15 protein-coding genes and 4 pseudogenes are annotated in these 23,443 nt (G+C 61.3%); 10 read left to right on the top strand and 9 right to left on the bottom strand.

The features are described 5' to 3' along the window. Positions 1 to 19: 19 nt before the first annotated feature. From GGQ90_RS16360 to GGQ90_RS16335, 6 genes are all read right to left on the bottom strand, one after another. Positions 20 to 1,027 (bottom strand): ketopantoate reductase family protein, encoded by a 1,008-nt coding sequence (locus tag GGQ90_RS16360; RefSeq protein ID WP_037508591.1) that lies wholly within the window; start codon positions 1,025 to 1,027, stop codon positions 20 to 22. Between the two features lie 20 nt (positions 1,028 to 1,047). Continuing rightward, positions 1,048 to 2,010 (bottom strand): dihydrodipicolinate synthase family protein, encoded by a 963-nt coding sequence (locus GGQ90_RS16355; RefSeq protein ID WP_037508588.1) that lies wholly within the window; start codon positions 2,008 to 2,010, stop codon positions 1,048 to 1,050. Between the two features lie 51 nt (positions 2,011 to 2,061). Continuing rightward, a complete protein-coding gene (ppdK, locus tag GGQ90_RS16350) occupies positions 2,062 to 4,728 on the bottom strand; it encodes a pyruvate, phosphate dikinase (RefSeq protein WP_037508587.1) in 2,667 nt (888 codons plus the stop codon). Between the two features lie 106 nt (positions 4,729 to 4,834). After that, positions 4,835 to 5,932: an NAD(P)-dependent alcohol dehydrogenase gene (locus tag GGQ90_RS16345; RefSeq protein ID WP_037508586.1), complete on the bottom strand. Its 1,098-nt coding sequence runs from the start codon at positions 5,930 to 5,932 to the stop codon at positions 4,835 to 4,837. A gap of 35 nt (positions 5,933 to 5,967) precedes the next feature. After that, positions 5,968 to 6,492 carry an aromatic-ring-hydroxylating dioxygenase subunit beta gene (locus tag GGQ90_RS16340; RefSeq protein WP_086494240.1) on the bottom strand — a complete coding sequence of 175 codons (525 nt, stop codon included), beginning with the start codon at positions 6,490 to 6,492 and terminating at the stop codon, positions 5,968 to 5,970. Between the two features lie 44 nt (positions 6,493 to 6,536). Then, positions 6,537 to 7,901, bottom strand: coding sequence for an aromatic ring-hydroxylating oxygenase subunit alpha (locus tag GGQ90_RS16335; RefSeq protein WP_037508582.1), 1,365 nt, complete (start codon positions 7,899 to 7,901; stop codon positions 6,537 to 6,539). Positions 7,902 to 8,096: 195 nt separating this feature from the next. Here GGQ90_RS16335 and GGQ90_RS16330 point away from each other — a divergent pair, with 195 nt between their 5' ends. The 4 genes and pseudogenes from GGQ90_RS16330 to GGQ90_RS16315 all read left to right on the top strand — a co-directional run bounded on the left by GGQ90_RS16330 (position 8,097) and on the right by GGQ90_RS16315 (position 13,370). Next, the gene (locus GGQ90_RS16330; RefSeq protein WP_230588528.1) at positions 8,097 to 8,990 is read left to right on the top strand and encodes a DMT family transporter; all 894 of its coding nucleotides are present in this window, start codon (positions 8,097 to 8,099) and stop codon (positions 8,988 to 8,990) included. After that, positions 8,987 to 10,918, top strand: a complete 1,932-nt coding sequence (locus GGQ90_RS16325) for an AMP-binding protein (RefSeq protein WP_052076586.1) — start codon at positions 8,987 to 8,989, stop codon at positions 10,916 to 10,918. The genes GGQ90_RS16330 and GGQ90_RS16325 overlap by 4 nt, the downstream gene beginning before the upstream one ends. 218 nt (positions 10,919 to 11,136) lie before the next feature. Beyond that, a pseudogene (locus GGQ90_RS16320) lies at positions 11,137 to 12,246 on the top strand (IS110 family RNA-guided transposase). A 128-nt stretch (positions 12,247 to 12,374) separates the two neighbouring features. Next, positions 12,375 to 13,370, top strand: coding sequence for an IS481 family transposase (locus GGQ90_RS16315; RefSeq protein WP_188083124.1), 996 nt, complete (start codon positions 12,375 to 12,377; stop codon positions 13,368 to 13,370). A 252-nt stretch (positions 13,371 to 13,622) separates the two neighbouring features. On the opposite strand, the gene GGQ90_RS16310 is transcribed toward GGQ90_RS16315, so the two are convergent. Beyond that, entirely contained in the window at positions 13,623 to 14,630 is a 1,008-nt protein-coding gene (locus tag GGQ90_RS16310) for an IS110 family RNA-guided transposase (RefSeq protein ID WP_037508579.1), read from the bottom strand. A gap of 96 nt (positions 14,631 to 14,726) precedes the next feature. After that, positions 14,727 to 15,448 (bottom strand): annotated as a pseudogene (locus GGQ90_RS16305) (IS5 family transposase); the annotation flags it as partial. Between the two features lie 83 nt (positions 15,449 to 15,531). On the opposite strand from GGQ90_RS16305, the gene GGQ90_RS16300 reads away from it, so the two are divergent. Next, complete coding sequence (locus GGQ90_RS16300) at positions 15,532 to 15,774, top strand: hypothetical protein (RefSeq protein WP_137405232.1); 243 nt, start codon at positions 15,532 to 15,534, stop codon at positions 15,772 to 15,774. Positions 15,775 to 16,515: 741 nt separating this feature from the next. Beyond that, positions 16,516 to 16,731, top strand: a pseudogene (locus GGQ90_RS16290) (transposase); the annotation flags it as partial. Positions 16,732 to 16,789: 58 nt separating this feature from the next. On the opposite strand, the pseudogene GGQ90_RS16285 reads toward GGQ90_RS16290, so the two are convergent. Further along, a pseudogene (locus tag GGQ90_RS16285) lies at positions 16,790 to 17,092 on the bottom strand (transposase); the annotation flags it as partial. Positions 17,093 to 17,257: 165 nt separating this feature from the next. On the opposite strand from GGQ90_RS16285, the gene GGQ90_RS16280 reads away from it, so the two are divergent. The 4 genes from GGQ90_RS16280 to mobF all read left to right on the top strand — a co-directional run bounded on the left by GGQ90_RS16280 (position 17,258) and on the right by mobF (position 23,436). Beyond that, positions 17,258 to 17,707 (top strand): IS110 family transposase, encoded by a 450-nt coding sequence (locus GGQ90_RS16280; protein WP_052076585.1) that lies wholly within the window; start codon positions 17,258 to 17,260, stop codon positions 17,705 to 17,707. A gap of 349 nt (positions 17,708 to 18,056) precedes the next feature. Then, entirely contained in the window at positions 18,057 to 18,395 is a 339-nt protein-coding gene (locus GGQ90_RS16275; RefSeq protein WP_223178292.1) for a CopG family transcriptional regulator, read from the top strand. Then, positions 18,392 to 20,485, top strand: coding sequence for a type IV secretion system DNA-binding domain-containing protein (locus GGQ90_RS16270; RefSeq protein ID WP_037508573.1), 2,094 nt, complete (start codon positions 18,392 to 18,394; stop codon positions 20,483 to 20,485). Before GGQ90_RS16275 ends, GGQ90_RS16270 begins: the two co-directional genes overlap by 4 nt. Beyond that, entirely contained in the window at positions 20,482 to 23,436 is a 2,955-nt protein-coding gene (gene mobF, locus GGQ90_RS16265; protein ID WP_037508570.1) for a MobF family relaxase, read from the top strand. Before GGQ90_RS16270 ends, mobF begins: the two co-directional genes overlap by 4 nt. Positions 23,437 to 23,443: the final 7 nt, after the last annotated feature.

The raw sequence follows: 23,443 nt of genomic DNA, 5'->3' as shown, positions 1-23,443 counted from the left end.
GGTTTCCCGTGCCGAAAGGTCAAAGGTAGGTGTTCAGGGTCTTGAGGATCCGGTAAGCCCCCAGGAATGTCGGTGCATCGACGCCGAGGCGTTCGGCGGCCTCGGCGAGCGGTCCCAGTATTTCGTCAACCTCCATGCGCCGTCCTGCCACCAGGTCATCGTGCATCGAGGTCCGGACCGGGCGATTCTCCGGCTTGAACCGGCCGACCATGGCCATCACCCCGGCGAGCGCGAAGCTTTCTCCGTTGATCTCGACGAGCCGTGAGACGGGCGCGAAGAAATTTTGCGGTTCGTACCCCAGCGCCTTGTAGATCGCCAGCAGGTCCTTGACGATCAGGATATACTGGGCCGCGCCTTCGCGTACCGCCACACCGTCGATGAAATCGAGCTCTTTGATGCCGCCCAGGGTGCTGGCGCTCCACGATGAAGCACTTCCGACCTGGACCAGTTTTTCCCAATGGACATGGGTGATGTCGGCAGTCGAGCGGGACCCCATCCCGGCTGAGTCCAGCGCCTCGGCCATGGTCCGGGTGCGATCGCTTTCTCCGCCTCCTAGTTCGCCGAAATAGGCGGTTACCGGGACGGCCATGTGGTTGAGCGCCCGGCCGGGTTCGAGCAGGGTTGCGCCGTCCATGATCGACCCGCCAATCACCTCGTCCTTGCCGAACGCGGCCTGCAGCCGGCCTTCCTTGCCAACCCCGTTCTGCAAGGTGAGGGCGCAGGCTGTCCGGTCAACCAGCACCGCCGCATCGGCCAGCGCCTGATCGGTGCCCTTCGCCTTGGTCAGCAGGATGTAATAGTCGATCGCGCCCTCGACCTCGGCCGGGGTCTCGACCGCGAACAGGTTGGCGCGCTGCACGAACTGCGCCCGCACCCCTTCGATTTGCAGACCACCCTGGCGGATGGCCTCGACATGGGGTTTGCGCGCAATCAGCGTTACCTTGTGTCCGCCGCGGGCCAGGAAGCCGCCGATAACGGAACCAAGTCCGCCTGCGCCGTGGATGCAGAAGTGCAGTTGCCTGGTCATTGCCGATGTCCCGCGTCCGATCAGGCGATGCCGAGCTCGATGAGCTTGGCCCTGATCTCTTCCTTCTTCTGCGGGGTCACGTCCGCGACCGGCGGCAGGATCGGGCCGGCCTTGAGGCCGATCGCCTCATACCACGCCTTGATGTTCGCCAGCGCCGAAGCATAGGTCGCGGTGCGCGCGATATCCCAGACAAACTGGTCATGGTAATATTCGCGGACGTCGTGCAGGCCTTCCCACTTGGTGCGGGCCTCTTCCCATTTGCCCTGGTGGGCGAGGTTGATGTAGTCGCGCGCGAGGTGGCGCTTCTTGCCATAGAGCATGAACGACAGTTCGCCCCAGCACACCGTCCCGCCCAGCCGGAGGTCTTCGAGGAAGAAATACTCAAACGGCTCCATGGTGTTGAAGCCTTCGGGCATCAGGCTGCGGATCTTGATCGTCTCGGCGCGATTGAGCGCACCCTGCTTGACCCCGATCACGGTCTCGAGATCGGCCAGGCGGCGCATCAGGTTCCAGCTCAGCACCGTGCCCGAAACCGGCGTGCGGTAGAGGCAGACCGCCATGTTGCTGCGATCGGTCAGATACTTGAACCAGGCGAAAATCTCGTCGTCGGTGCGAAGCTGGACGACGGGATTGATGACCTCGGCGCCGTTGAAACCCAGCTCCTCGACGAACTGCATCTTTTCGAGCGCGAGGTGGACCGACGGGTCGAGGATGATCGTCCAAAGATCGAGCCGCCCGGCGTTGGCCTCGGCGACGATCTCGTGATAGCGCATCCATTCGGACGGAGTGACGTTCCAGCATTCGGCAATGAAGCCGCCGACAACCAGGCCATCAAGGCCCATTTCGACATATTTGTCGATGTTGTAGCGGATCCCGTCGATGTCGAACTTGTGGTCCGCGGTCATCGGGGTGATCGGACACTGGTAAAACCCCCGGACTGTCTCGGTGGCCCATTTCTTGGCGTCCTTGCGATCATAGTCCATGGTTCTTCTCCTCCACCCTTTGACTTGTTAAGCTCTTGGCCGGGTTCCGCGCTAGGTAGCGGCCAGTGCCGATTGGGCAGCGGCGAGGCGCGCTATGGGAACTCGGAACGGGGAAGCGCTGACATAATCGAGGCCGACCCTGTCGCAGAACGCGATCGAGGCCGGATCGCCGCCGTGTTCGCCGCAGATCCCCAGCTTGATGTCGGGGCGGGCCTCGCGGCCCAGACGGGCGGCCATCGCAATCAGCTTGCCGACCCCTTCTACATCGATGCTGACGAATGGGTCGGTGGCAAAGATGCCCTTGTCTATGTAGCTGCCAAGAAACCGTCCGGCATCGTCCCGGCTGATGCCCAGCGTGGTCTGGGTAAGATCGTTGGTGCCGAACGAGAAGAACTCGCCAACCTTGGCGATCTCGTCCGCCACCAGCGCGGCGCGGGGCAATTCGATCATGGTCCCGACGGTGAATTCAACCGTCAATCCCTGCTCCGCGAAGACCGCTTCCGACACCCCGATCACAATCCGCTTGAGCATGTCGAGTTCGCGGGCCGTGCCGACGAGGGGGATCATGATTTCCGGCACGACCGGTTGGCCGGTCTCCCGGCTCACCGCGCAGGCCGCTTCGAAGATTGCGCGGGCCTGCATCTCGTAGATTTCCGGATAGACCACGCCCAGGCGGCAGCCGCGGTGGCCGAGCATCGGATTGGACTCGGCTAATTCCTCGGCCCGGCGTCTGAGCTGATCCACGCCGATGCCGACGGCGGCGGACAGCTCGGTGAATTCCGATTCGGAATGGGGAAGAAACTCATGGAGTGGGGGATCGAGCAGCCGCACCGTGACGGGAAGCCCCTGCATGATCTCGAAAATCCGGGCGAAATCGCTACGCTGTTCGGGCAACAACCGATCGAGCGCGACGAGCCGCTCAGCCACATTCGCGGCCAGGATCATCTGGCGCATGAAGTTGATGCGTTCGCCGTCGAAAAACATGTGTTCGGTGCGGCACAGACCGATGCCTTCCGCTCCGAACTGGCGGGCGACTTCGCAATCGGCCGGGGTTTCGGCATTGGTGCGCACATTCATGCGGCGATGCCGATCGGCCCAGGCCATCACCGTCGCAAATTCGCGGTCAAGCTCAGGCATCACGGTTGGCAGGGCGCCCTGGAAAATCTCGCCGGTGCTGCCATCGATAGTGATCAGGTCACCTTCGGCGATGTGCACGCCACCAATCTCCGCTGATCGCGCCTGGTAATCGATCGACAGGCTGGACGCCCCCGAGACGCAAGGGCGCCCCATGCCCCGCGCGACGACCGCCGCATGGCTGGTCATGCCGCCCTTGGCAGTCAGAATTCCGCGAGCGACATGCATGCCATGGATGTCGTCCGGCGAAGTTTCCTGCCGGACCAGGATGACGTTTTCCCCCAGTTCGGCGCGCACCGCAGCCGTATCGGCGTCGAACACGACCGCGCCCGATGCAGCCCCCGGCGAAGCCGGAAGCCCCGATCCCAGCAGGGTCCGTGGCGCGTCGGGATCGAGCGTGGGATGCAGAAGCTGATCGAGCGAGGCCGGATCGATCCGCCTGATCGCCGCTTCCTCGGCGATCAGGCCTTCCTCGACCATATCGACGGCGATCTTCAGCGCGGCTTTGGCCGTGCGCTTTCCGGAGCGGGTCTGCAGGATATAGAGCTTGCCGCGCTCGACCGTGAATTCGATGTCCTGCATGTCCTGATAGTGCAGCTCGAGCAGCTCGAACAGGCGGGCGAGCTCCGTGAAGACCGCGGGCAGCGCCTCTTCCATCGACGGCAGCTTGGCGCCGGCGGCCGTGCGGGCTGCGAGCGTCAGATATTGCGGCGTCCGGATCCCGGCGACCACATCCTCGCCCTGGGCGTTGACCAGCCATTCTCCGTAATAGGCCTTGTCCCCGGTTGCCGGATTGCGGGTGAAGGCGACGCCCGTCGCGCTGGTTTCGCCGAGATTGCCGAATACCATCGCCTGGACGTTGACCGCCGTTCCCCATTCGCCAGGGATGCCGTTGAGGCGGCGATAGACCTTGGCGCGATCGGATTCCCAGGATTCGAATACAGCAGCGATTGCGGAAGCAAGCTGCTCGTCGACGTCCTGCGGAAAGGGAGCGCCGCGTTCGGCCTCGACGATGCCGAAGAACTCGCCGATCAAGTCACGAAGATCGGTGGCGCTCAGGTCCACGTCCTGCGAGACGCCGCGATCTTCCTTGGCCTTTTCCAGCGCGTCCTCGAACCGCGCGTGATCGATCCCGAGCACAACGCTTGCGTACATCTGGACGAAGCGGCGATAGCTGTCCCAGGCAAACCGCTCGTCGCCAGACGAAGCAGCCAAGCCACGCACCGTTTGGTCGTTGAGGCCCAGGTTGAGGATCGTGTCCATCATGCCCGGCATCGAGACCCGGGCGCCGGAACGAACCGATACCAGCAAGGGATCGTGCCGATCGCCGAACCTCTTGCCCACCGTGCGCTCGATATGGGTCAGCGCCGACCTGACTTCGCCATCGAGGCGCGCGGACTGGCTGTGGCGATCGCGCAGGAAATGAAGGCATTCTTCGGTTGTGATGGTGAAGCCGGGTGGGACAGGCAACCCGATCCGCGCCATCTCGCCGAGATTGGCGCCTTTGCCGCCCACTACCGCCTTGTCGCGGGCGCGCGAGTCATCATGGGCAATGCCGGGGCCGAACGTGTAGACGGTTTTCATTTGCTGCTAGTTTCCCCGGGGAATGTGCCGCTCTTGCCAAACATGTCCCCGGGCATGCCGCGCCTTGCCGCCACACGGGCGGCAAGGCGGCTGGCGAACACGGTCCTTACATCCGGAGGATGGCCTTGATCGCGCTGCCAGTTTTTTCGGTGTCTTCGACAGCCTGGTTGATCTGATCGAAATCGTAGAACGAGCAGAGCTTCTCGAATGGGAACAGGCCGGCCTTCTGCATCGCGATCAGCTGCGGGATGAACACCTGCGGCGTGCTGGAGCCTTCCACTACCCCGCGCAGCTTGCGACCGAACAGGATGTTGTTCATATCAAGCGAAAATTCGGTGCCCAGCTTGGCGCCGCCCACGACTGCGGTTTCCCCCATGTTGTGGGTGCTTTCGACCGCTGAACGCAGCACCTGCGGGATCGCGGTCGTGTCCATCGCAAAATCGGTACCGCCGCCGGTCATCGCGACAATCGCTTCCTGGGCATTGGTGGTCGACGCGTCGATCACATCGGTTGCACCAAGTTCGCGCGCGACTTCGAGCCGAGCCGGGTTGCGATCGACCGCAATGATCTTGAGACAGCCCGATGACTTGGCGGCCATCACTGCGCTGAGACCGACCGAGCCGACGCCGAAGATCGCAATCGAGGCACCTGGAGCCGGCCGCAGCGAATTGAGGATTGCGCCCGCGCCTGTCTGGATACCGCAGCCCAGCGGGCCGAGCAATTCGATCTCGGCATCGTCAGCAACCTTGACGCAATTGTTCTCGCTCGCAATCGAATAGGTCGCGAATGAGGACTGACCGAAGAAGCAGGCGTTCACGTCCTCGCCGTTGCGGGTGATCGGGGTCGATCCGTCGAGCCGGCGGCCCATGAAATTGAGCGGGAAAAGGCTGGGGCAATAGGCCTGATGCCCCTTGAGGCAAGCCGGACAGGTGCCGCAATAGCTGAACGACAGAACCACCTTATCGCCCGGCTTGACAGTGGAAACCCCACGGCCGACCTTTTCGACGACGCCGGAACCTTCATGGCCGAGCACGGCCGGCAGCGGGGTCGGGTAATACTGGTCGCGGACGGTCAGGTCGGTGTGGCATATGCCCGCCGCCGCAACCTTGACGAGCACCTCACCATCGCGGGGGTCTTCGATCGATACGTTATCGAGGACGAATTCTCCGCCTTGGCGTTCAATGATCGCGGCGTAGGCTTCCATGCATATTCTCCCGGGTTTTTGGCAATCGCGCGTTATTAGCAAAAGAAATACAGGTTCTTGTCTTGCGTGACTCTCGCATCGAGGATGAGCTTACGCCGGAAGACCTTGAAGCCGTTACCATCCCGACGCAGCTTGTCCTCGCGCCCCAACGTATGCACCGTCACTTCCGTCTGGCGGCGGTTGCGGTACACAAGGATGTTCGACAGAACGTCCAATTCGCCGTTACCGGCCTCGAATGCTTCAACATTCGAAACGAAGTACCGTATCTTAGACGGCGGATCCTCCATCCATACCTGGCCTGAATAAAGCCGCTCGACGCGCTGCTTGAGCTCTCCGAAATCGTCGTTGTAGATTGCCGCATCGTCAGGCGTCGGGTCGGGGCGCCGGTCCCTGGTGAGCCGTTGTTCATAGATTGGCATCCAGTAATGGATGTCTTCGGCGACCATTCCCTGGAGCCATTCCCGGTACTGCCCGGTTTGAAACATTCTGACCTCAGCGCGATAGTGCGCTTCGATATCATAGTGAACGTCCGGCGTCACCGGAACTTGTTCAGACGACATATTCTCTCCTTATTCTATGATTTTCGAACCACCGCTTGGGGCGCTCATTCGGCCGCGTTAAGCTTCTCGTTCCAGAAATTGCGGTTCGGGAAAACCGAATCCCAAGTGTCGTCATTTGCTTTCACGCTAGCCCAATCGGGTGCATCGATCATTTCCTTCCAGAACCGGTAAAAGCCCCGGTAAGAGGTTTCGCCGATGAAGCTGATCCCGACGATGCCTGGATAGACTGGATGCGGCCCTTCGTAGCCGACCCCCATCGTGGAGTTCATTCTGCCATTGCGCGTGATCACGCCTCGGTTGATGTAGGTTGCCGAAGACATGTTTTCGCCATCGTCGCTTTCCAGCGTCCCGGCGGTGCCGAAGGTGCGGATCGCTTCGCGCTGGATCATGCTCTTGGTAGCTGGATCGGCATCGCGCGGAACTATGGTATAGGTCCACACCTCGATTTCATGCGGTCCGCGTGGATGCCAGATCTTGAAGGTGTTGGTCCCGTAGAGGAACGAGCAGTTTGGGAAGATCGAGCAGTTCCAGTGCCCCAGATAGAGCCGTTCGCGCTCCGGGCCGAACTTGCGGCGCACCTCACCCCTCGTGTCCTCGAGAAATTTGGTCCAGCCCTCCCGCTTGATGTGGAGTCCGGCCGCGGCATTGTCGATCACCCCGAAGCCGTGACCGTGCCGGGTCGTGAACTGCAGGCCGAGATCGTCGAAGGGAATGTCGGCGCGATTGCCCGCCAGGCCAGCCAACTCGCCGCCGATCTGGCTGAGCGCGGCGGCATGGGTCCAGCCGACGTGATAACCATCGCCGATGAAATTCTCGGCCGGTACCTTCCAGTTGCACTGGAGCAGGCTCTTCATCGGGGGGCCAAGCAATTCCATTCCGCCGCCGGCACCCTCCCAGATGGTATCGAGGTAATAGCGGAACTCACCCAGATAGTCCTCCAGGCTGGGCGCTTCGGGATCGTGGCAACCGAAAATGAAACCCTTGTAGGTTTCAACCCGAACGGACTTCGCCGCCAATTTCTGCTTGTCGAGGCTGTTATGATAGCAGCGCGACTCGAGCGGGACATCGACCAGCGATCCATCCTGGCCGAACACCCAGCCATGGTAATTGCAGACGAACGCCTTGGCATTTCCGCTGTCGGCGTGGCAGATCTGGTTGCCGCGATGGCTGCAGGAGTTGATGAAGGCGCGGAATGTCCCGTCGCTTTGGTGCGAGAGGATGACCTTGTCTTCGGCCATATAGGTGGTGATGAAATCGCCCGGCTTGGGCACAAGCGATTCGTGACCGAGCATCAGCCAAGCGCGTGAAAAAATCCTCTCTATTTCAAGAGCGTAAACATCTTCATCCCAAAACACCTGACGGGATTGGCTGGCATTCACGGTGTCTACGAGTGTGGCGTCGCTGCTCATGGCTCTCTCCGGTTTTCACGAACTGCGGTTGTCGTCTGCAGATTCGTACACTAAGGGCAATGCGATGTACGATATGCAAAAAGCCGATGCCACGCAAGTGGGATTGAGAGTGACGGACCGTTCGTTCTGATGGGTACTGGCAATGGTTCTTCTGGATGGCGGCAGGCCCTTCGTTACGTATGGAGCTCACCAGTCTTGTTGCTTTCTCTCGCTTCGCTATTCTGGGCGCTGAACCCCATCGTGGGCCGGGCGGCGCGCGACTTGCTTTCTCCTCTGGCGCTGGCCTTTTGGCGTTGGGTGGTCGCGTTGCTATTCGTTCTGCCCTTTGCCTGGCGGCACGTCGTGGCCGATCGTCGGGTCCTGCGCGATTCCTGGCGCCTGCTGGCGGTGCTGGGCGTGTTCGGCGTGGGGGTGTTCGCCTTCATCGTTTACTGGAGCCTGCAACTCACCACAGCCACCAACAGCCTGCTGCTGCAATCGACCATGCCGATCATGACCTTGGTCATGCCGAGCATTCTGTTCGGGGAGCGGATCAGACCGCTGCTGGTTTCCAGTGCGGCGCTGTCTCTTACCGGAGTCGTCTGGATCGTGACCAGAGGGCAGCCTTTCGCGTTGCATCTTGGCGGACTCAACCATGGCGACTTGCTCGCCCTGACCGGGGTCTTCCTGTACTCGGCCTACGCGACGTTCTTGCGCAAGGTGCCCGCCATACACCACATCACTCTGCTCGCTGTGCTGTTCGCGGTCGGCATGGGAACGCTGGCTGTACCTTACCTGGTGAGCCTGGCCGATGGCGGGGTCGCCAAGCCACAAATTGAAGTGATTGGCGCGGTGCTCTATGTAGGCATCTTTCCTTCGCTGATTGCCTATGCCTTCTTCAACCGTGCGGTAATCCTGATCGGTTCAGTAAGAGTCGGCGTCTACATGAATCTCCCCACGGTGTTCGGTGTTTTCTTGGCGGTGCTGCTGTTGGGAGAGAGACTTGAAACCTATCACATGGTCGGAGCGGCCATTGTCTTGGCCGCGATATTCGTATCGCGCCGAGCAGCAGCAGGCCAGACGGAAAACAGGGGAGAGCGGAAACCATGAGTGATGAGACCGGGGCGATGGCCTACGATGGCGCAGTGCGGTGGGCTGCAAACCGCCCTGACCAATTCTGGCTCGAGGCCGCAAAGGCGATCGACTGGGTCGAAAATCCGCCGCGCGCCCACGACCAAAGCATGGGCTGGTTTCCCGAAGGCATCCTGAACACATGCCACAATTGCCTCGACCGGCATGTCCAGGCCGGACGCGGCGATGCGCTGGCGCTTGCCTATGACAGCCCGGTAACCGGAACCATCCGCCATTACACCTACCGCGAACTGCTGCATGAAACCGAACGTACGGCGGCGATGCTGGCGAGCCTCGGCGCGAAAAAAGGGGATCGGGTAATCCTCTACATGCCGATGATCCCCGAGACGGTTTTCGCGATGCTGGCTTGCGCGCGGCTCGGTGTGATCCATTCCGTTGTGTTCGGCGGGTTCGCCCCACCCGAACTGGCCAAGCGGATCGACGATGCCACCCCCAAACTGGTGCTCACCGCTTCGTGCGGAATCGAGGGCAGCCGCACCATTGCCTACAAGCCGTTGGTCGACGAAGCGCTGGTCCTTGCCGCCCACTCGGTCGAGCATGTCGTCCTGGTCCAGCGCGAACAGCTAACCGCGGACTTGATGCCCGTCCGAGACATTGACTGGCACGATCTGCGGCGGAGGACCGCCGATATGCCGGTGCCTCCATGCGTTCCTCTCGCCTCCGGCGATCCGCTCTACATCCTCTACACTTCGGGCACCACAGGAACTCCCAAGGGTGTGGTGCGCGACAATGGCGGACATGCCGTGGCCCTGTCGTGGTCGATGGCCAACATCTATGGCATCGGGGCAGGGGACACGTTCTGGGCTGCCTCGGACGTCGGTTGGGTGGTGGGGCATAGCTACATCGTCTATGCCCCGCTGCTGGTTGGGGCCACGACCGTCCTGTTCGAAGGCAAGCCTGTCGGCACACCCGATCCCGGCACGTTCTGGCGGACCATAGCGCGCCATAATGTCAAGAGTTTCTTCACTGCGCCGACCGCCATCCGGGCGATCCGCAAGGAAGATCCCGATGCCCGGTTCCTGAAGGAGATTGGCACCGGAGCGTGCCGCGCGGTGTTTCTGGCCGGAGAACGCGCGGACCCGGAAACGATCGCGTGGCTGGAGCGGTTAAGCGGTTTGCCGGTGATCGATCACTGGTGGCAGACCGAGCTTGGCTGGCCGGCCATCGCTTCATGCTTCGCGATGGGGGACCTGCGCCGCAAGCCTGGCAGCGCTGGCTTTCCGGTGCCCGGTTACCAGTTCGCCATCCTCGATGACGATGGACTTGCTCTGCCCGACGGGGCAAGCGGCAATGTCGTTATCGAAACCCCGCTGCCGCCCGGCACCTTCCGTTCGCTGTGGAACAACAACGCCACGTTTGTCCGAAATTTCGAGACGTTCCCTGGGTACTACGAAACCGGTGATGCAGGCTTTCGCGACAGTGAGGGCTTCATGCACATCATGGGACGAACCGACGACATCATCAACATCGCCGGTCATCGGCTGTCGACCGGACAGATGGAAGAGATCGTGTCGCGGCAACCAGGTGTCGCTGAATGCGCCGTCGTCGGTGCGGACGATAACCTCAAAGGTATGGTACCGATTGCTTTCGTCACCCCGCAAGCCGGCTATGCGACGGACAAGAGCCTTGTCGAGCGCTCAGTCCTTTCCGTGCGCAGCGAACTGGGGGCTATCGCGGCGCTGAAGGCAGTTCTGGTCGTTGAGCAATTGCCCAAGACCCGTTCTGGCAAGATCTTGCGTAGCCTGCTCCGTAAGATCGTGAACCGCGAACCCTTCGATATCCCCGCGACAATTGACGAGCCGGAAACGCCAGCCAAGCTTGCGGCGGTTTTTGCGGAAGAAGCGGGACTTAACGACCCTCATTCGCTGAAGCGGGTAAGTGATTGATCCGCATCATGAGCGTTTTGACCGATTAGAGGCAGCGTCAGAACGCTCTCGTAATGGTGTACGATCGGGTTTTGTTATGATCGTAGCCATCCGGTGAGGCTTGCGATTACCCATAAGTATTTGAGACGCTATGTTCGCGGTTGGTAGCTCGTCCCCGGCATGCAGTATCGAGGGTTGACCAAAGATCAGGTCCTATCCTCATGCATGGGAGACGAGCCATGGAATATTCTACGACATATGTAGCGATGGACACGCACAAAAAGACGATAGCGGTATCGGTCGCGGAGGCAGGTCGGCGCGGGGAGGTCCGCTACATCGGTGAGATATCCAGTGATCCTACAGCAGTGGCGAAGATGGTTGCCAAGCTGGCGGCACGTCATGCCCGTTTGTCATTCTGCTACGAGGCGGGGCCGTGCGGCTACGGCCTTCATCGCCAGATCACGCAGCTCGGCCACGAGTGCGTTGTCGTTGCTCCTTCACTCATTCCGACACGTCCCGGCGATCGGGTAAAGACCGATCGTCGCGACGCCACCGCTATTGCCGCGCTGTTTCGTTCCGCCGAACTGACCGCAGTGTAGGTGCTGGACGAAGCTCATGAGGCCATGCGGGACTTGTGCCGGGCCCGCCAGATGGCGATGCAGGGATTGCGCCGGACCCGCCAGCAGGTGCTGGGCTTTTTGCTGCGCCAAAGCCGGATATACAGCGCCGGCAATCACTGGACCGGAAAGCATCGCCGATGGCTGGCAGCCCAAGGCTTCGAACATCCTGCCCGCCAGATTGCTTTCGAGGAGATGGTCCAGGTCGTTGATGAAGCCGAGGCCCGCCGGGATCGGCTTGCCCGGCAGATGGAGGCATTGGTGCCGTCGTGGTCATTGGCGCCGGTCGTGACTGTTATCCAGGCCTTGCGTGGGATTGCCCTGATCGCGGCGATCACCATCGTGGCCGAGATTGGCGATTTCCACCGTTTCGCCAACCCCCGCCAGTTGATGGCCTACCTCGGCCTGGTGCCTTGCGAGCATTCTTCCGGCGCCAAAACCGCGCGTGGAAACATCACCAAGGCCGGGAATACTCGTGCGCGACGCATGCTGGTCGAGAGTGCCTGGACTTACAGACTCCCGGCGCGGATCGGAGAGACCATACTCAAACGCAATCAGGGGCTCGACCAGTCGATCCGCGATATCGCCTGGAAGGCGCAGGTCAGGCTCTGTGCTCGTCATCGCCGTATGACCCGCGCCGGCAAATCGGCAAACGTCGTCAACGTCGCCATCGCCCGCGAACTGGCCGCCTTCGTATGGGCCATAGCGACTAGCCTCAAACAACCAGTCTAATTAACCCGCAGCAGCAAAAGGAGCATCTGCACTAGCTGTCTGGTTGCGACACATCATTGGGACATGGTAAGTAGCGCCATCGCGGATCACGCGTGGCGCTTTGCCGCTTTTGCTGATGAGGTTTCGTGATGGTGCAAATACATCCACAAGCCCGGACCACTCCTGCTGTGAGGGCGGAAATTGCCCGTTCCACCGAGCGGACCAGTGTCGTGGCCAAGCGCTATGGCATCAGCGACGAGACGGTCCGCAAGTGGCGCAGACGCGGCGAGCAGGCGGTCCAGGATCGCTCAAGCCGTCCCACGCGCCTGGCTTGGCGCATGAACGAGGAAGAGCGTGCCATTATCTGCGCTGTGCGCAAGGCGACAGGCTTCGCCCTAGATGATCTCACCTTCGTGCTCCGGCACTTCCTGCCACACCTCAACCGCAACAGCATCTATCGGGTGCTCAAGGCCGAGGGGCTTAATCGACGACCGCCCAAGCCCGCGGCGCAGCCACGCAAAGGGCAAGGCCGCTTCCAGGATTATGACCTGGGCTTTGTCCACATCGACGTGAAACATCTGCCAAAGCTGCGCACTGCGGACGGCGAGATCCGCAAGCGCTTCCTTTATGTGGCCATCGATCGCTGCTCGCGGTTCGTCCATCTCGACGTCTACGACGCCGAAAATGCCGCCAACGCCATCACCTTCCTCAAGGCCGCCAGGAGAGCGTTCCCGTTCCGCATCACCCATGTCCTGACCGACCGGGGATCTTGCTTCACCGCTGACGATTTTGAACAAGCCTGCGCGAAGATGAGGATCAATCATCGCACGACGCGGCCCTATACACCCCAGACCAACGGCATGGTCGAACGCTTCAATGGCCGCATCGCCAGCGAGGTGCTCGGCATCAACGTCGCCGGCCATGCCGATCTCGAAATCCTGCTAACCGGCTTCAACCGTGCCTACAACCGGCGACGACAGCGCGTGCTCCAAGGCAGTTCACCACGCCAGATGGTAGAGAAACGCATCGGCTTGATGCCCTCGCTAGCCAATCCTCTTTACAACCCTAAGGCGCCGGACGATCTTATGGCTAAGGTCGACGACATCTTGTATTATGCCAATGATGTGTCGCAACCAGACAGCTAGGCCGTAGATCTGTAATTGCAGAGCGAGGCGGTGTGATCCCTTGAGGGTTTCATGGATCTGTCCGCACTAACCGGGCCGAGGCCTGGCCGTGCTGTATCGGGTCTCACAGAGCCGAACGTTGCATTGACTCGATGCGGGCTTGTTTACCCACTACGCAGCTTCGCAGATCGCTCGTCCCTGCGTTCCCTCGCGGAACACCGCCCTCGGATCAACTTTGACGCTTCACCGCTGGCAAACAGGTTCTACTCTACCTCATGCTTGGAACAAAGTGCCATCACGCAGCATGGCATGCATGATTACCGCGAGCCGGCGAGCAAGCGCGACACGGGCCTTCTTCAGGCCGCGGCGCTTGGCGATATTCAGAGCCCATGTTTTCAAGGCAAAGGTCTCGCGGCTGCGGGTGAGGATCGAGTTGGCCGCCTCGTAGAGCAGCTTGCGGACGGTCCCGTCGCCTTGCTTGGTGATCCGGCCTGTCCAGTCGAGTTCTCCCGATTGGTGGCGTCTGGGCACCAGGCCGAAGTAGGCGCCGGCATTGCGCGATTGTCGGAAGCGACCCGCTTCATCCACCGCGGCCGCGAATGCGGCGGATGTCTGCACGCCGACGCCGGGGATAGTCATGAGGATCTCGCAGGCCTGTGACTGGCTGGCGATAACACGCAGGCGACGGTCCATTTCCTTGATCTGCTCGACCAGTTCGGCGCGCACCGACAGCAAAGAGGCGATGGCATCGCCAAGGCCGGGGATATGCGCGGCCTGCTTGATCCGTTGGAGGAATGCCTTTCCCTGGCCAGCGCCGGGGCGATAGCCGAACGTGGCGCAAAGACCGCGGATCATGTTATCGAGACGGACACGGGCCTCGACCAGGTGGCCACGCGCGGAAATCACACTGCGGACGCCATGCGCTGCAGGAGATTTGACGTGCACCTCCTTGTAGAACCCCGTTCGAGCCAGTTGCGCGAGCCCGGCGGCATCGTGCGGGTCGGTCTTGTTCGCCTTCATTGCCTTCAGGCTCTGGTGCGCCTGCCGGGCGTCGATGCACACCACCAGGACGCCGAGTTCGCGCAGTCCAAGGCAGATCGCCGGCGACATGCGGCCGGTCTCGATCACCGCGCGTTCGATCGGGCCATTGCGTTCGAGCATCTCAGCCAGGGCCTCTGGCGAACTCTCGACCTTCTCCGACACGAGCTTCCGACCATTTTCATCAACGATGCAGACCTGCGTGGTTTCCATCGACAGGTCCAATCCGGCATAGTGCTTCATGGCTGCTTCCTTCCTTCAGGATTCGACAACCAGAAGTGTGCGCCTCCACCGGGGTCCGAGGAAGCAGCCGCAATTACACGATGACTCATAAGCACGGAGCCAGAGGCGCATTGAAGCGAGTTGCACCATGGCGAGGAAGTTGTCGGCGAGTTTATCATAGCGGGTTGCGACGCGACGGAAGTGCTTCAGCTTCGAGAAGAACCGTTCGATCAGGTTGCGCTCGCGGTAGAGGCGCTTGCTGAAGCAGGGTTTCCATTTTCGATTGGATTTGGCCGGAATATTAGGCGTAGCTCCTTGCTCTTCGATCAGTGCGCGAATGCGGTCGGCATCGTAGGCTTTATCAGCGAGCACGATGGTGCGCGGCCCGAGATGGTCGAGCAGCGTGTCCGCGACCTGCCCGTCATGCGCCTGTCCCGCCGTTAGGCCAAGCCGGATCGGGAGCCCTTGCGCATCGACGACCGCGTGGATTTTGGTCGTAAGCCCGCCTCGGGAGCGACCGAGGCAATGATCTCGATCCCCCTTTTTGCCGTCGCGGCCTGCTGGTGGGCCCGAACAGAGGTGCTGTCGTGCGCAGCGGTGATGGCATCCATCATCCGGTCCCAGACGCCAGCCTTTCGCCATCGCACGAAGCGGTTATAGCAGATGGTGCGCGGCCCATAGCGCTCGGGAAGATCGCGCCACGGAGCACCGGATCGCAGCACCCAGAAAATGCCGTTCAGGACGCGTCGGTCGTCAACACGCGGAACGCCTCTGGGCTTGTTGGGCAGCAGCGGCTCGATCACGCGCCACTCAAAATCGGTTAGGTCATATCGGCTCATGCCGCCGCTGAATCACAAGTCGAAGCGAGACAAAACCCATTATGTGCTATCCGGCGTGTATCCAGGTCAAAGGCAGTGTTGAAATGAGCGAGTGGCGAGATGTTCACGTTGGCTTTGAGGGCGACGGTGTGAAAATCAGCGGCATTGCAGTCTGGCAGCAAAATTGGCGACGCACTGGGGAAGAAGCCATTCAACTCCCTCATCCAAGCTACCAGCATCAGCGCCATCGGTTCGATATTTACGAGGTCGGGCCTACAGATAGCCTAATCCGCTTCGCGGCTGGCGAACTCTCCAACGGTGTATGGGGCTTCTACATCCCAGCCTGAATCGCGTTTATGGGTTCACGACCTAACACACACTCTGCGCTGCTCATCAATGGAAGCGGCGGCACGGTAGGGCATTCCTCGATGTGATTCTGTGGCCGGTCAAAACCGACGCCCGACTTGAGACAGAGGCAGGCCCGAGACGAATACGCGGTCTTGCGGTATCCAACCCGCGCATCACAGTCTGATCAACCGTCGTCCAACGCCGCCGCTTCCTACCATGCGCAGCGCTACAAACCCTCGCCGCCATTGCGAGCGGAAATCGTGTCCCGAGGGGTTCTCTAATCGCCAAGGTCAAGTGTTGATTTCTCAGCGATCCATCCTGCGTGCCGGGCTCTTGGGTTCTCTCCGCGGTCACCGCGTCGGGTGCCGCATGTTTGCGTTCCAGTTCGGGGGATCGAAGTGGTGTGCGCGGTCATTGCCGCTAACCCGGGAGCGATCTCACCCTCGCCGCGCGTCCCGGCTGGACGCATTCCGTTGTGCTGATGATCAGTGTCGTTTCGGTTGCGATCTATGCCATCGCTGGCTCCCGGAAGGGCGTGTTAGTGCGCCACATCGCATGCAATGTTACAGCAAGTTTCCGCGCCAGAGCCACCTTGGCTTTTCGGGTTCCTGTCCTTTCGGCGATAGCTTTGGACCAGTTGCGTAAGCGTGGGCCACCAAGGTCCCGACAGACGATCGCGTTCGCCGCCTCAAATAGGCATTTCCGCGTGAACCTATCTCCGCGTTTCGAGATGCGACCGTTCCGGCTACACCCACCGTGTCGCTATCGCGAACAGCCGTCTCGTCAGCATGGTCGATGCTACCGTCACCTTCCGTTGGCGCGACTATCGGCATGGCAATGCCCAAAAGCATATGGCTTTGACCGCAGACGAGTTTATCCGCCGGTTCCTGCTCCACACTCTGCCCGACCGCTTCCATCGCATCCGTCATTACGGTTTTCTTGCCAACGGATGTCGTCGTACCCTATAGCGCGACGATCTGGATGAGAGGCCTCTCATCCTGTTTGTCGCGCGGCAACTGCCGCCAAGGCCTTCTCGGCGGTGCGGCGTGGCTCCAGGAGGCTTGGGAAGTAACTGCCTTTTCGAAGCTTCGGGATCGCCAGATCAATCCGGCCAGCTCGCGTATCCCAACCGCGCTCGCGGTAGCCGTTGCGGTGGTTCAGCCGTTCCGGGCTGCGTGATCCGCAAGGCACGCCCGTCTTAGCCTCGATCTCCAGATCCATCATGCGCTCTGCGGCGAATGCCAGCATCTCACCCACCAAATCGCTATCAGCCCCTTGCTCAATCAGCTCGACAAGGGCCATTCTGTCATCGGTCATCGTCTTCTCCAGGTTCGAGTTCGCATCCGAACCCTACCAGAAGATCGACGGTGGCCACCCTCTCAGGGAAACCTTCCTACACCACTTAACGTAATCGCCACACTCGACCTCCGCTTCGTTGCGGTAGGAGGACATTGCCGCTTCGGCGCTCGGCCGGAGTCGAACGTGGAGGACATTGCCGCTCTCGATGGCAAAATTCAGGCCGTAGCCAAACAGCATGGTACGGTACGTCTTTTGATGACAGCACCGGGAGTCGGACCGATCACCGCGATGGCGGTAACTGCAGCGTTCGACGACGCCGAACGCTTCAACCGATCTTCCAGCGCGGGCGCTTATCTCGGTCTGACGCCAAGGCGCTACGAATCTGGCGAAATCAGCCGGAACGGGCGCATCTCGAAAAGCGGTGACAGGTTCGCTCGGAAATGCCTGTACGAAGCGGCGAATGCGATCTTGTCTCGAAAGCTTGGCGGCCCTCGCCTGCGTGAGTGGGCACAGGCGATCGCCGGCCGAACCGGGCCTCGCAAAGCGAAAGTCGCGCTGGCCAGGAAGCTGGCGGTAACATTGCACGCAATGTGGTGTACCAATACGGCCTTCCGGGAGGCCGCTATGGCCTGACCTAAATCCGAAACAATACGCTGAACTCAAGCGCGACAGAACGCGTCCTCCTGGGACGCTTAGCGAGGGTGAAATCGTTCCCGCGAGTGCGGCACGGACCGCGCACACCACTTAGATTCACCCTACTTTGAACGCTAACATGCGGCGTCCAGCGCGACGACCGCGGAGAGAACCCTGGAGCCCACCACGCGCGTGACGAACCGCATAAGAGATCAGCTGTTGACAGTGGCGATTAGGGAACCTCGCGGGACACGACCCACCCTAATCAACGAATAACCACATGATTATGAGTAATGGATACTGGGACGGTTGCGCCTGAGCGAACGTTTTGATAAATCATCAGGGCTTCATGACATCTGCGAAGGTTTCCCGTTGGGAGATTTATCGCGTGCCCAAGGTTAACTTTCGCCTCGACGAGTCGCTGCACTCAACATTGATGCGACGCGCGCGTGGCGCGAACCTCTCTCTGTCAGGATTTATCCGTCAGGCGCTGGAACAGGCGGTCGACGAGCGCAAGCGCTACGTCTTCTCCTCGCAAGATGAAATCCTCGCCACCTCCATCCAGATACTCTCGATCCTGGCGACCTCCGTGGGCCAGCAGTCGCCGAAGGCCCTCGAACAAGGCATGGCCCAGGCGCGATCCATACTTCTGGAGCGCGGCCTCCTCGGGGAGGCGGATCGCCCATGAGCATTTTCCGGAACGATACGCTGGGATCGTGGACGCGGGGCGGGCAAGCGATCGTCCACAATGTCCGCATGACCACTCAGGTCTTCTACCAGACCATGCTGGCCGGGTTGATCATCTGGATCATCGGCACGCTTTGGTATGCCTTCGAAAAATCGACGGAATATGAGCGCTTCGTGCTGGTCAAGCTCGCGGAGGCGATGATCAAGGTCGACGCAGCGGGCGGCCCCAACGATCCGGTCCAGTTTCGCACGCCGACAGGCCAATCCTACTGGACGTCCGCGGACTGGTTGGCCGCTTCGACCCTGGCAAAGAAGACGCTGCACCAGTTCGAGATCTATCTTCTGCACGGCGCTCTTCTATCCGGGCTCTTCACCCTCGCCATGCTCGGATGGGCCTGGTTCTACTTCACGCGGACGGGCAGGGGCCTTGGCTCCAACGAATATCTGCGCGGCGCCCGCTTCGGTACCATCAGGCAAGTGAAGCGCGCACTCTGGCGGCAAGGCAAGGGACCGTTGATCGTAGGCAATGTCCCGGTCCCGGAAGCCTTCGAACCCGAACATATCCTTCTGTGCGGGGCGCCGGGGACAGGCAAGACCAACCTCATCAACGGCATGCTCGATGGCATTCGCAAGTCGGGAAGGCGAGCGATCGTCTATGACACGGCGGGTACTTTCGTCGAGAAATTCTATCGCCAAGGCACGGACATGCTGCTCAATCCGCTCGACCAGCGCACGGCGCGCTGGTCGCCCTGGGTCGATGTGCCGCGCGACTATCATTATGATCAGATCGCCGAGTCGACGATCCCCGACAAGCATGGCGATCCATTCTGGGCCAAGGCCGCGCGAGGCACCCTAGTCGCGGTCATGCGCAAGGTCGCGCGGCAGAAGCACACCTATGTCTCGGTGCTGCTCGACCGGCTGCTACGCTCCAAACTCAAGGATCTCGCCGCTTTCGTGTCCGGGACGGATGCAGCAGCCTTTATCAGCACCGAAGGTGAAAGGACGTCGGCAGGCATTCAAGCGGAACTCGCGTCGGTCATGCGCAGCTTCGGGTATCTCGACGATACCGAAGATGGCTTTTCGATCCGCGACTGGGTGGAGAAGGGGCAGGAAGGGAGCTGGCTCTTCATCACCGTCAAGGCAGATCAGTTGCCGTCGTTGCGGCCCCTGATCACCGTCTGGCTCGATATCGCGATCAGCGCGATCATGAGCCTCACGCCCGACCGCGATCGCCGCCTCTATTGCGTGATCGACGAGCTGCCGACGCTCCAGAAGCTGCCGTCACTGTCCGACTTCCTTGCCCGGGCCCGCAAATATGGCGGCTGCGGCATATTGGGGTTCCAGTCCTATCCCCAGCTTGAAGCCACTTACGGCATTCAGGATGCCGCTGCCATCACCGGCTACTGTTCCACATGGGTAGCGTTACGGGCCAACGATACCGCGACGGCCAAACATGTGTCGGAGAATCTGGGTCAGGTCGAGCAGGTCGAGGCCAATGAGGGCATGTCCTATGGCGTCAACGACATGCGTGATGGCGTCAACCTCTCGCGGATGCAGGTGACGCGGCCGCTGGTGATGCCGACCGAAGTCACCAACCTGCCCAACCTGGTCGGATTTCTGCGCTTCGGCCGCAATCTGCCGGTTGTCCGCTTCGACAGCCGTTTCAACGAAATTCCTTCACTCGGCCCCGCCTTTCTCGAGCGTACGGAGTCCCCCATTCAGATCGATAAGGCGAAGAAGCTCGTCCGGATCGCTCACGCCGAAGCGCGCGTCCGAGAGGTGATCGAGCGGGAAGCGGCGCAAACACCGCCGCCGCCCGCGAAACCGCCGGCCAGTTCCCCAGACGAGCCGCCGAGCGGTGAACAACCGCCGCAATCTCCGCCGCAGCAACGGGACCTGTTCCAGCCGCCTGAGCCGCACGTCGATGCGCAGCGGGTTGAAGACATCCTGTTGAACGAGGAGGACGCTGACCTTCCGGTTCCGCCCCGGCTCGCCTGGACGATCCTGGCGGGCAAGCAGGGCGAAATCCGCTCCGACCTGGTGCAACATGAGCGGGACGATGGTCCGCGCGAACCGTCGCGACCGGCATGATCCAGCCGCAACGTCTCCACGGCAAGCCCGCCAATATCGCCCGATATTATACGGTTGGCGACTATTATACCAAGGGCGGCAACGAGCCGTCCGAATGGGGTGGCAAACTTGCTGCCGACCTCGGCCTTTCCGGTCCCGTCGACGCCAGGCAGTTTCGTGACCTGCTTGCCGGCAAAGTCGGCGATCAGCAACTGGGGCGACACCGCACTGACGGGCAAATTCAGCATCATCCCGGCTGGGACTTTGCCGTCAATGCCCCGAAATCCGTATCCATCATGGCGCTGGTGGCAGGGGATGAGCGAGTGCTCGCCGCGCATGAACATGCTGTCACAGCTGCCATCACCTATCTGGAGGAACAGGCACAACTTCGCCGCCGCGAGGAAGGCAAGATCGTTCATGAGACCACGGGGCGCATTCTCGTCACGCGCTTCACCGAGCATGGCAGCCGGGAACTCGACCCGCACCTCCATACCCATCTGGTCGTTCTCAACATGACCAATCGCCAGGATGGCGACCCGATGGCGAGCCTGGAAAGTCGCGTCATGTATGGTGAGCAGCGCGTCGCCGGGCAGATCTATCGCAATGCGCTCGCCTTCAGCCTCCGCGAGGCTGGTTATGAGGTCGAGTTCGATCCTCGCACTGGCTTATTCGAGATACGGGGCGTGCCCAAGGAGCTCATCGAGCGCTTCTCGCAGCGCGCAGAGGCGATCGAGGAGCATGCCCGGGAACATGGCCTGGTCGGCCAAAAGGCCCAGCGCGCCTCCTTCTATGCCACCCGCAAGGCCAAGGTGAAGATCGGCGCGCAAGAACTTACTGTACAATGGCATGAACGGACTGGCGACCAACTCGACACGCTTGATAAAATCGCTGCCGTTGCACGCGAACGGGAGGGGCAACATTCTCCCCCTACCGAACGCACGGCTTCACGCGCTGCCCTTTTCGGCCTGCGGCAACTCGAAACCGCCGAAGCCGTCAACAATCTCGGCGATATCCTGCGCACGGGGCTCGCAGCCCATGTCGGGGAAATGCGGCTGGAGGATCTGCGTCCTCGGGTCGCGATGCATGAACTCATGCGAAAACTGCTGCCGACCCACGAGCAAACGGGCGACAGGGTACTCACGCATGGACGCACCACCCGCAAGTCATGGCGGCTGGAACTGGCGCTTACCCAACATATTGCACTTGGCCTCGACGACGCCCGGCCGATCGCGTCGGGCGACCGGCTCTTGGCCGTGCTGGAAAAGACGACACTCAATGCGGAGCAGCAGCGGGCCCTGGTCGAGACCGCTATGTCACGGGATCGCGTCACCGGAATCCACGGCGTTGCCGGTTCGGGCAAATCGACACTGGTGCGGGTATTGGGCGAAGCGGCGGAACCAGGAACGACGCTGATAGCATTGGCGCCCACATCATCGGCGGCTGCGGAACTGGGGCAAAAGGCCAGTATCGAGGCGCACACGGTCGCCAGCTTTGTAGCGCGTGGCGGCCATGGCATAACGGATCGCCATGTGCTCGTGCTCGACGAGGCCGGTCAGCTTGGCAACCGTCAGGCTAGAAGGCTGCTCGAGATCAGCCGGATAACCGGAGCAAGGCTCCTGTTCCTTGGTGACGAGAAGCAGACCGGCGCCATCGAACAAGGCAAGCCCTTCTGGCTGATGCGCCGGCTGGGATTGCCGGTGGTGGAACTGACCGAGGCGGTTCGCCAGGAAACCCGTACGATCAAAGAAGCGGTCGCTCAGGCGAGGGCCGGCAATTTCGAGCAGTCGCTCAAGAATCTCGACAGCGTGACGACCGTCACCGACAATGAGGCCATGGCCGCGATGGTGGTCAACGCCTGGGTGAGGCTCAAGCCCGACTCCCGTGCGGGCACCAACATCCTCGTGCTCGACAACGCCACGCGCCTCATCGTCAACAGCAAGATCCGCGAAGCGCTCAGGAACGAGAATGGGTTGGCAGCCGAAGACAGCAGGCTCTCGATCCTTGCCCCGGCAGGCTTCACCGATATCGAAAAACATATGGGCCGCTTCTACGGAGCAGGGCAGGTGGTGCGCTTCGACCGCGACATCGCTGGTCTCGGCGTTGCCCGGCACACGGACTATCGCGTCGTAGGGCTCGGACGGGAGCCCAACGGCCGGCAGGTCGTGCGCCTTGTCGATGAACAGGGTCGCATCATCCGCTGGGATCCGCAGACGACACGGGCCCGGCACATCAATGTCTTCAACCCCGAAGAGCGTGATCTGGCCGAGGGGGATCGTATCCAGTGGCGACTGGTCAATCGCGATCTCGATCTGCGCAACGCCGAGCGCGGCACGGTCGAAAAGCTGGACGGCGACCTCGCCACCATACGATGGGACCGGGACGGCCGTGTACAGCAGGTCAACCTGACAGAGCACAAGACCTGGGACCATGGCTATGCCGAGACGGTATATTCCTCCCAGTCGAAGACCTATCCGCGGGTCTTCCTGCTGGCGCCCGTGGACTCGCCGCTGGTTAGTGCCCAGAACTTCTACACTGCCATTACGCGCGCCAAGTACGGCGTCAGGCTCTGGACGAACAACGTCAAGGAACTTGTCGCCAAGCTGGAGCGACAGTCGGGTGAGAAGACCTCCTCCACCGAGGGCCTTGGACGCATGGACCAGGACCGCGTCGGCCCGTTCACGAACCGGCAGCGCGCGCGCCTGGCAACGCTGAAGGCCGAACAGGAAAAGGACCGGGCGTCGCGTGGAGATCGCGCCCTTGAAAGGCAATTGTCTCGCCGGGATCGCGGACCGCAAGGGACAGCAGAGTATATCGCGGAAGGCGCCCGAAGCGTCGCGCAGGTCCTCTACCGGTTTCTCGAGGGTATTCTCGATCGTGCTCGCACCCGGATCGAGCCCCCGGCGACGCATGCTGAACGGCAGTCGCCATCCCCCGCACCTCAACCCGAACCCTCCCACGGTCCCGAACGATAGAGGCTCG

It is taken from the genome of Sphingobium scionense (assembly GCF_014197035.1).
GTDB lineage: Bacteria > Pseudomonadota > Alphaproteobacteria > Sphingomonadales > Sphingomonadaceae > Sphingobium > Sphingobium scionense.
Note: the sequence above shows the minus strand (reverse complement) of the source record. Positions and strands in the feature narration are given on the sequence as shown.

Bases quoted from the DNA above. Each gene is read 5' to 3' on its own strand.
- GGQ90_RS16340 (WP_086494240.1), bottom strand. From the start codon at position 6,492: ATGTCGTCTGAACAAGTTCCGGTGACGCCGGACGTTCACTATGATATC.
- GGQ90_RS16325 (WP_052076586.1), top strand. From the start codon at position 8,987: ATGAGTGATGAGACCGGGGCGATGGCCTACGATGGCGCAGTGCGGTGG.
- GGQ90_RS16300 (WP_137405232.1), top strand. From the start codon at position 15,532: ATGAGCGAGTGGCGAGATGTTCACGTTGGCTTTGAGGGCGACGGTGTG.
- GGQ90_RS16345 (WP_037508586.1), bottom strand. From the start codon at position 5,932: ATGGAAGCCTACGCCGCGATCATTGAACGCCAAGGCGGAGAATTCGTC.
- GGQ90_RS16270 (WP_037508573.1), top strand. From the start codon at position 18,392: ATGAGCATTTTCCGGAACGATACGCTGGGATCGTGGACGCGGGGCGGG.
- GGQ90_RS16315 (WP_188083124.1), top strand. From the start codon at position 12,375: ATGGTGCAAATACATCCACAAGCCCGGACCACTCCTGCTGTGAGGGCG.
- GGQ90_RS16310 (WP_037508579.1), bottom strand. From the start codon at position 14,630: ATGAAGCACTATGCCGGATTGGACCTGTCGATGGAAACCACGCAGGTC.
- GGQ90_RS16360 (WP_037508591.1), bottom strand. From the start codon at position 1,027: ATGACCAGGCAACTGCACTTCTGCATCCACGGCGCAGGCGGACTTGGT.
- ppdK (WP_037508587.1), bottom strand. From the start codon at position 4,728: ATGAAAACCGTCTACACGTTCGGCCCCGGCATTGCCCATGATGACTCG.
- GGQ90_RS16335 (WP_037508582.1), bottom strand. From the start codon at position 7,901: ATGAGCAGCGACGCCACACTCGTAGACACCGTGAATGCCAGCCAATCC.
- GGQ90_RS16355 (WP_037508588.1), bottom strand. From the start codon at position 2,010: ATGGACTATGATCGCAAGGACGCCAAGAAATGGGCCACCGAGACAGTC.
- GGQ90_RS16275 (WP_223178292.1), top strand. From the start codon at position 18,057: ATGACATCTGCGAAGGTTTCCCGTTGGGAGATTTATCGCGTGCCCAAG.
- mobF (WP_037508570.1), top strand. From the start codon at position 20,482: ATGATCCAGCCGCAACGTCTCCACGGCAAGCCCGCCAATATCGCCCGA.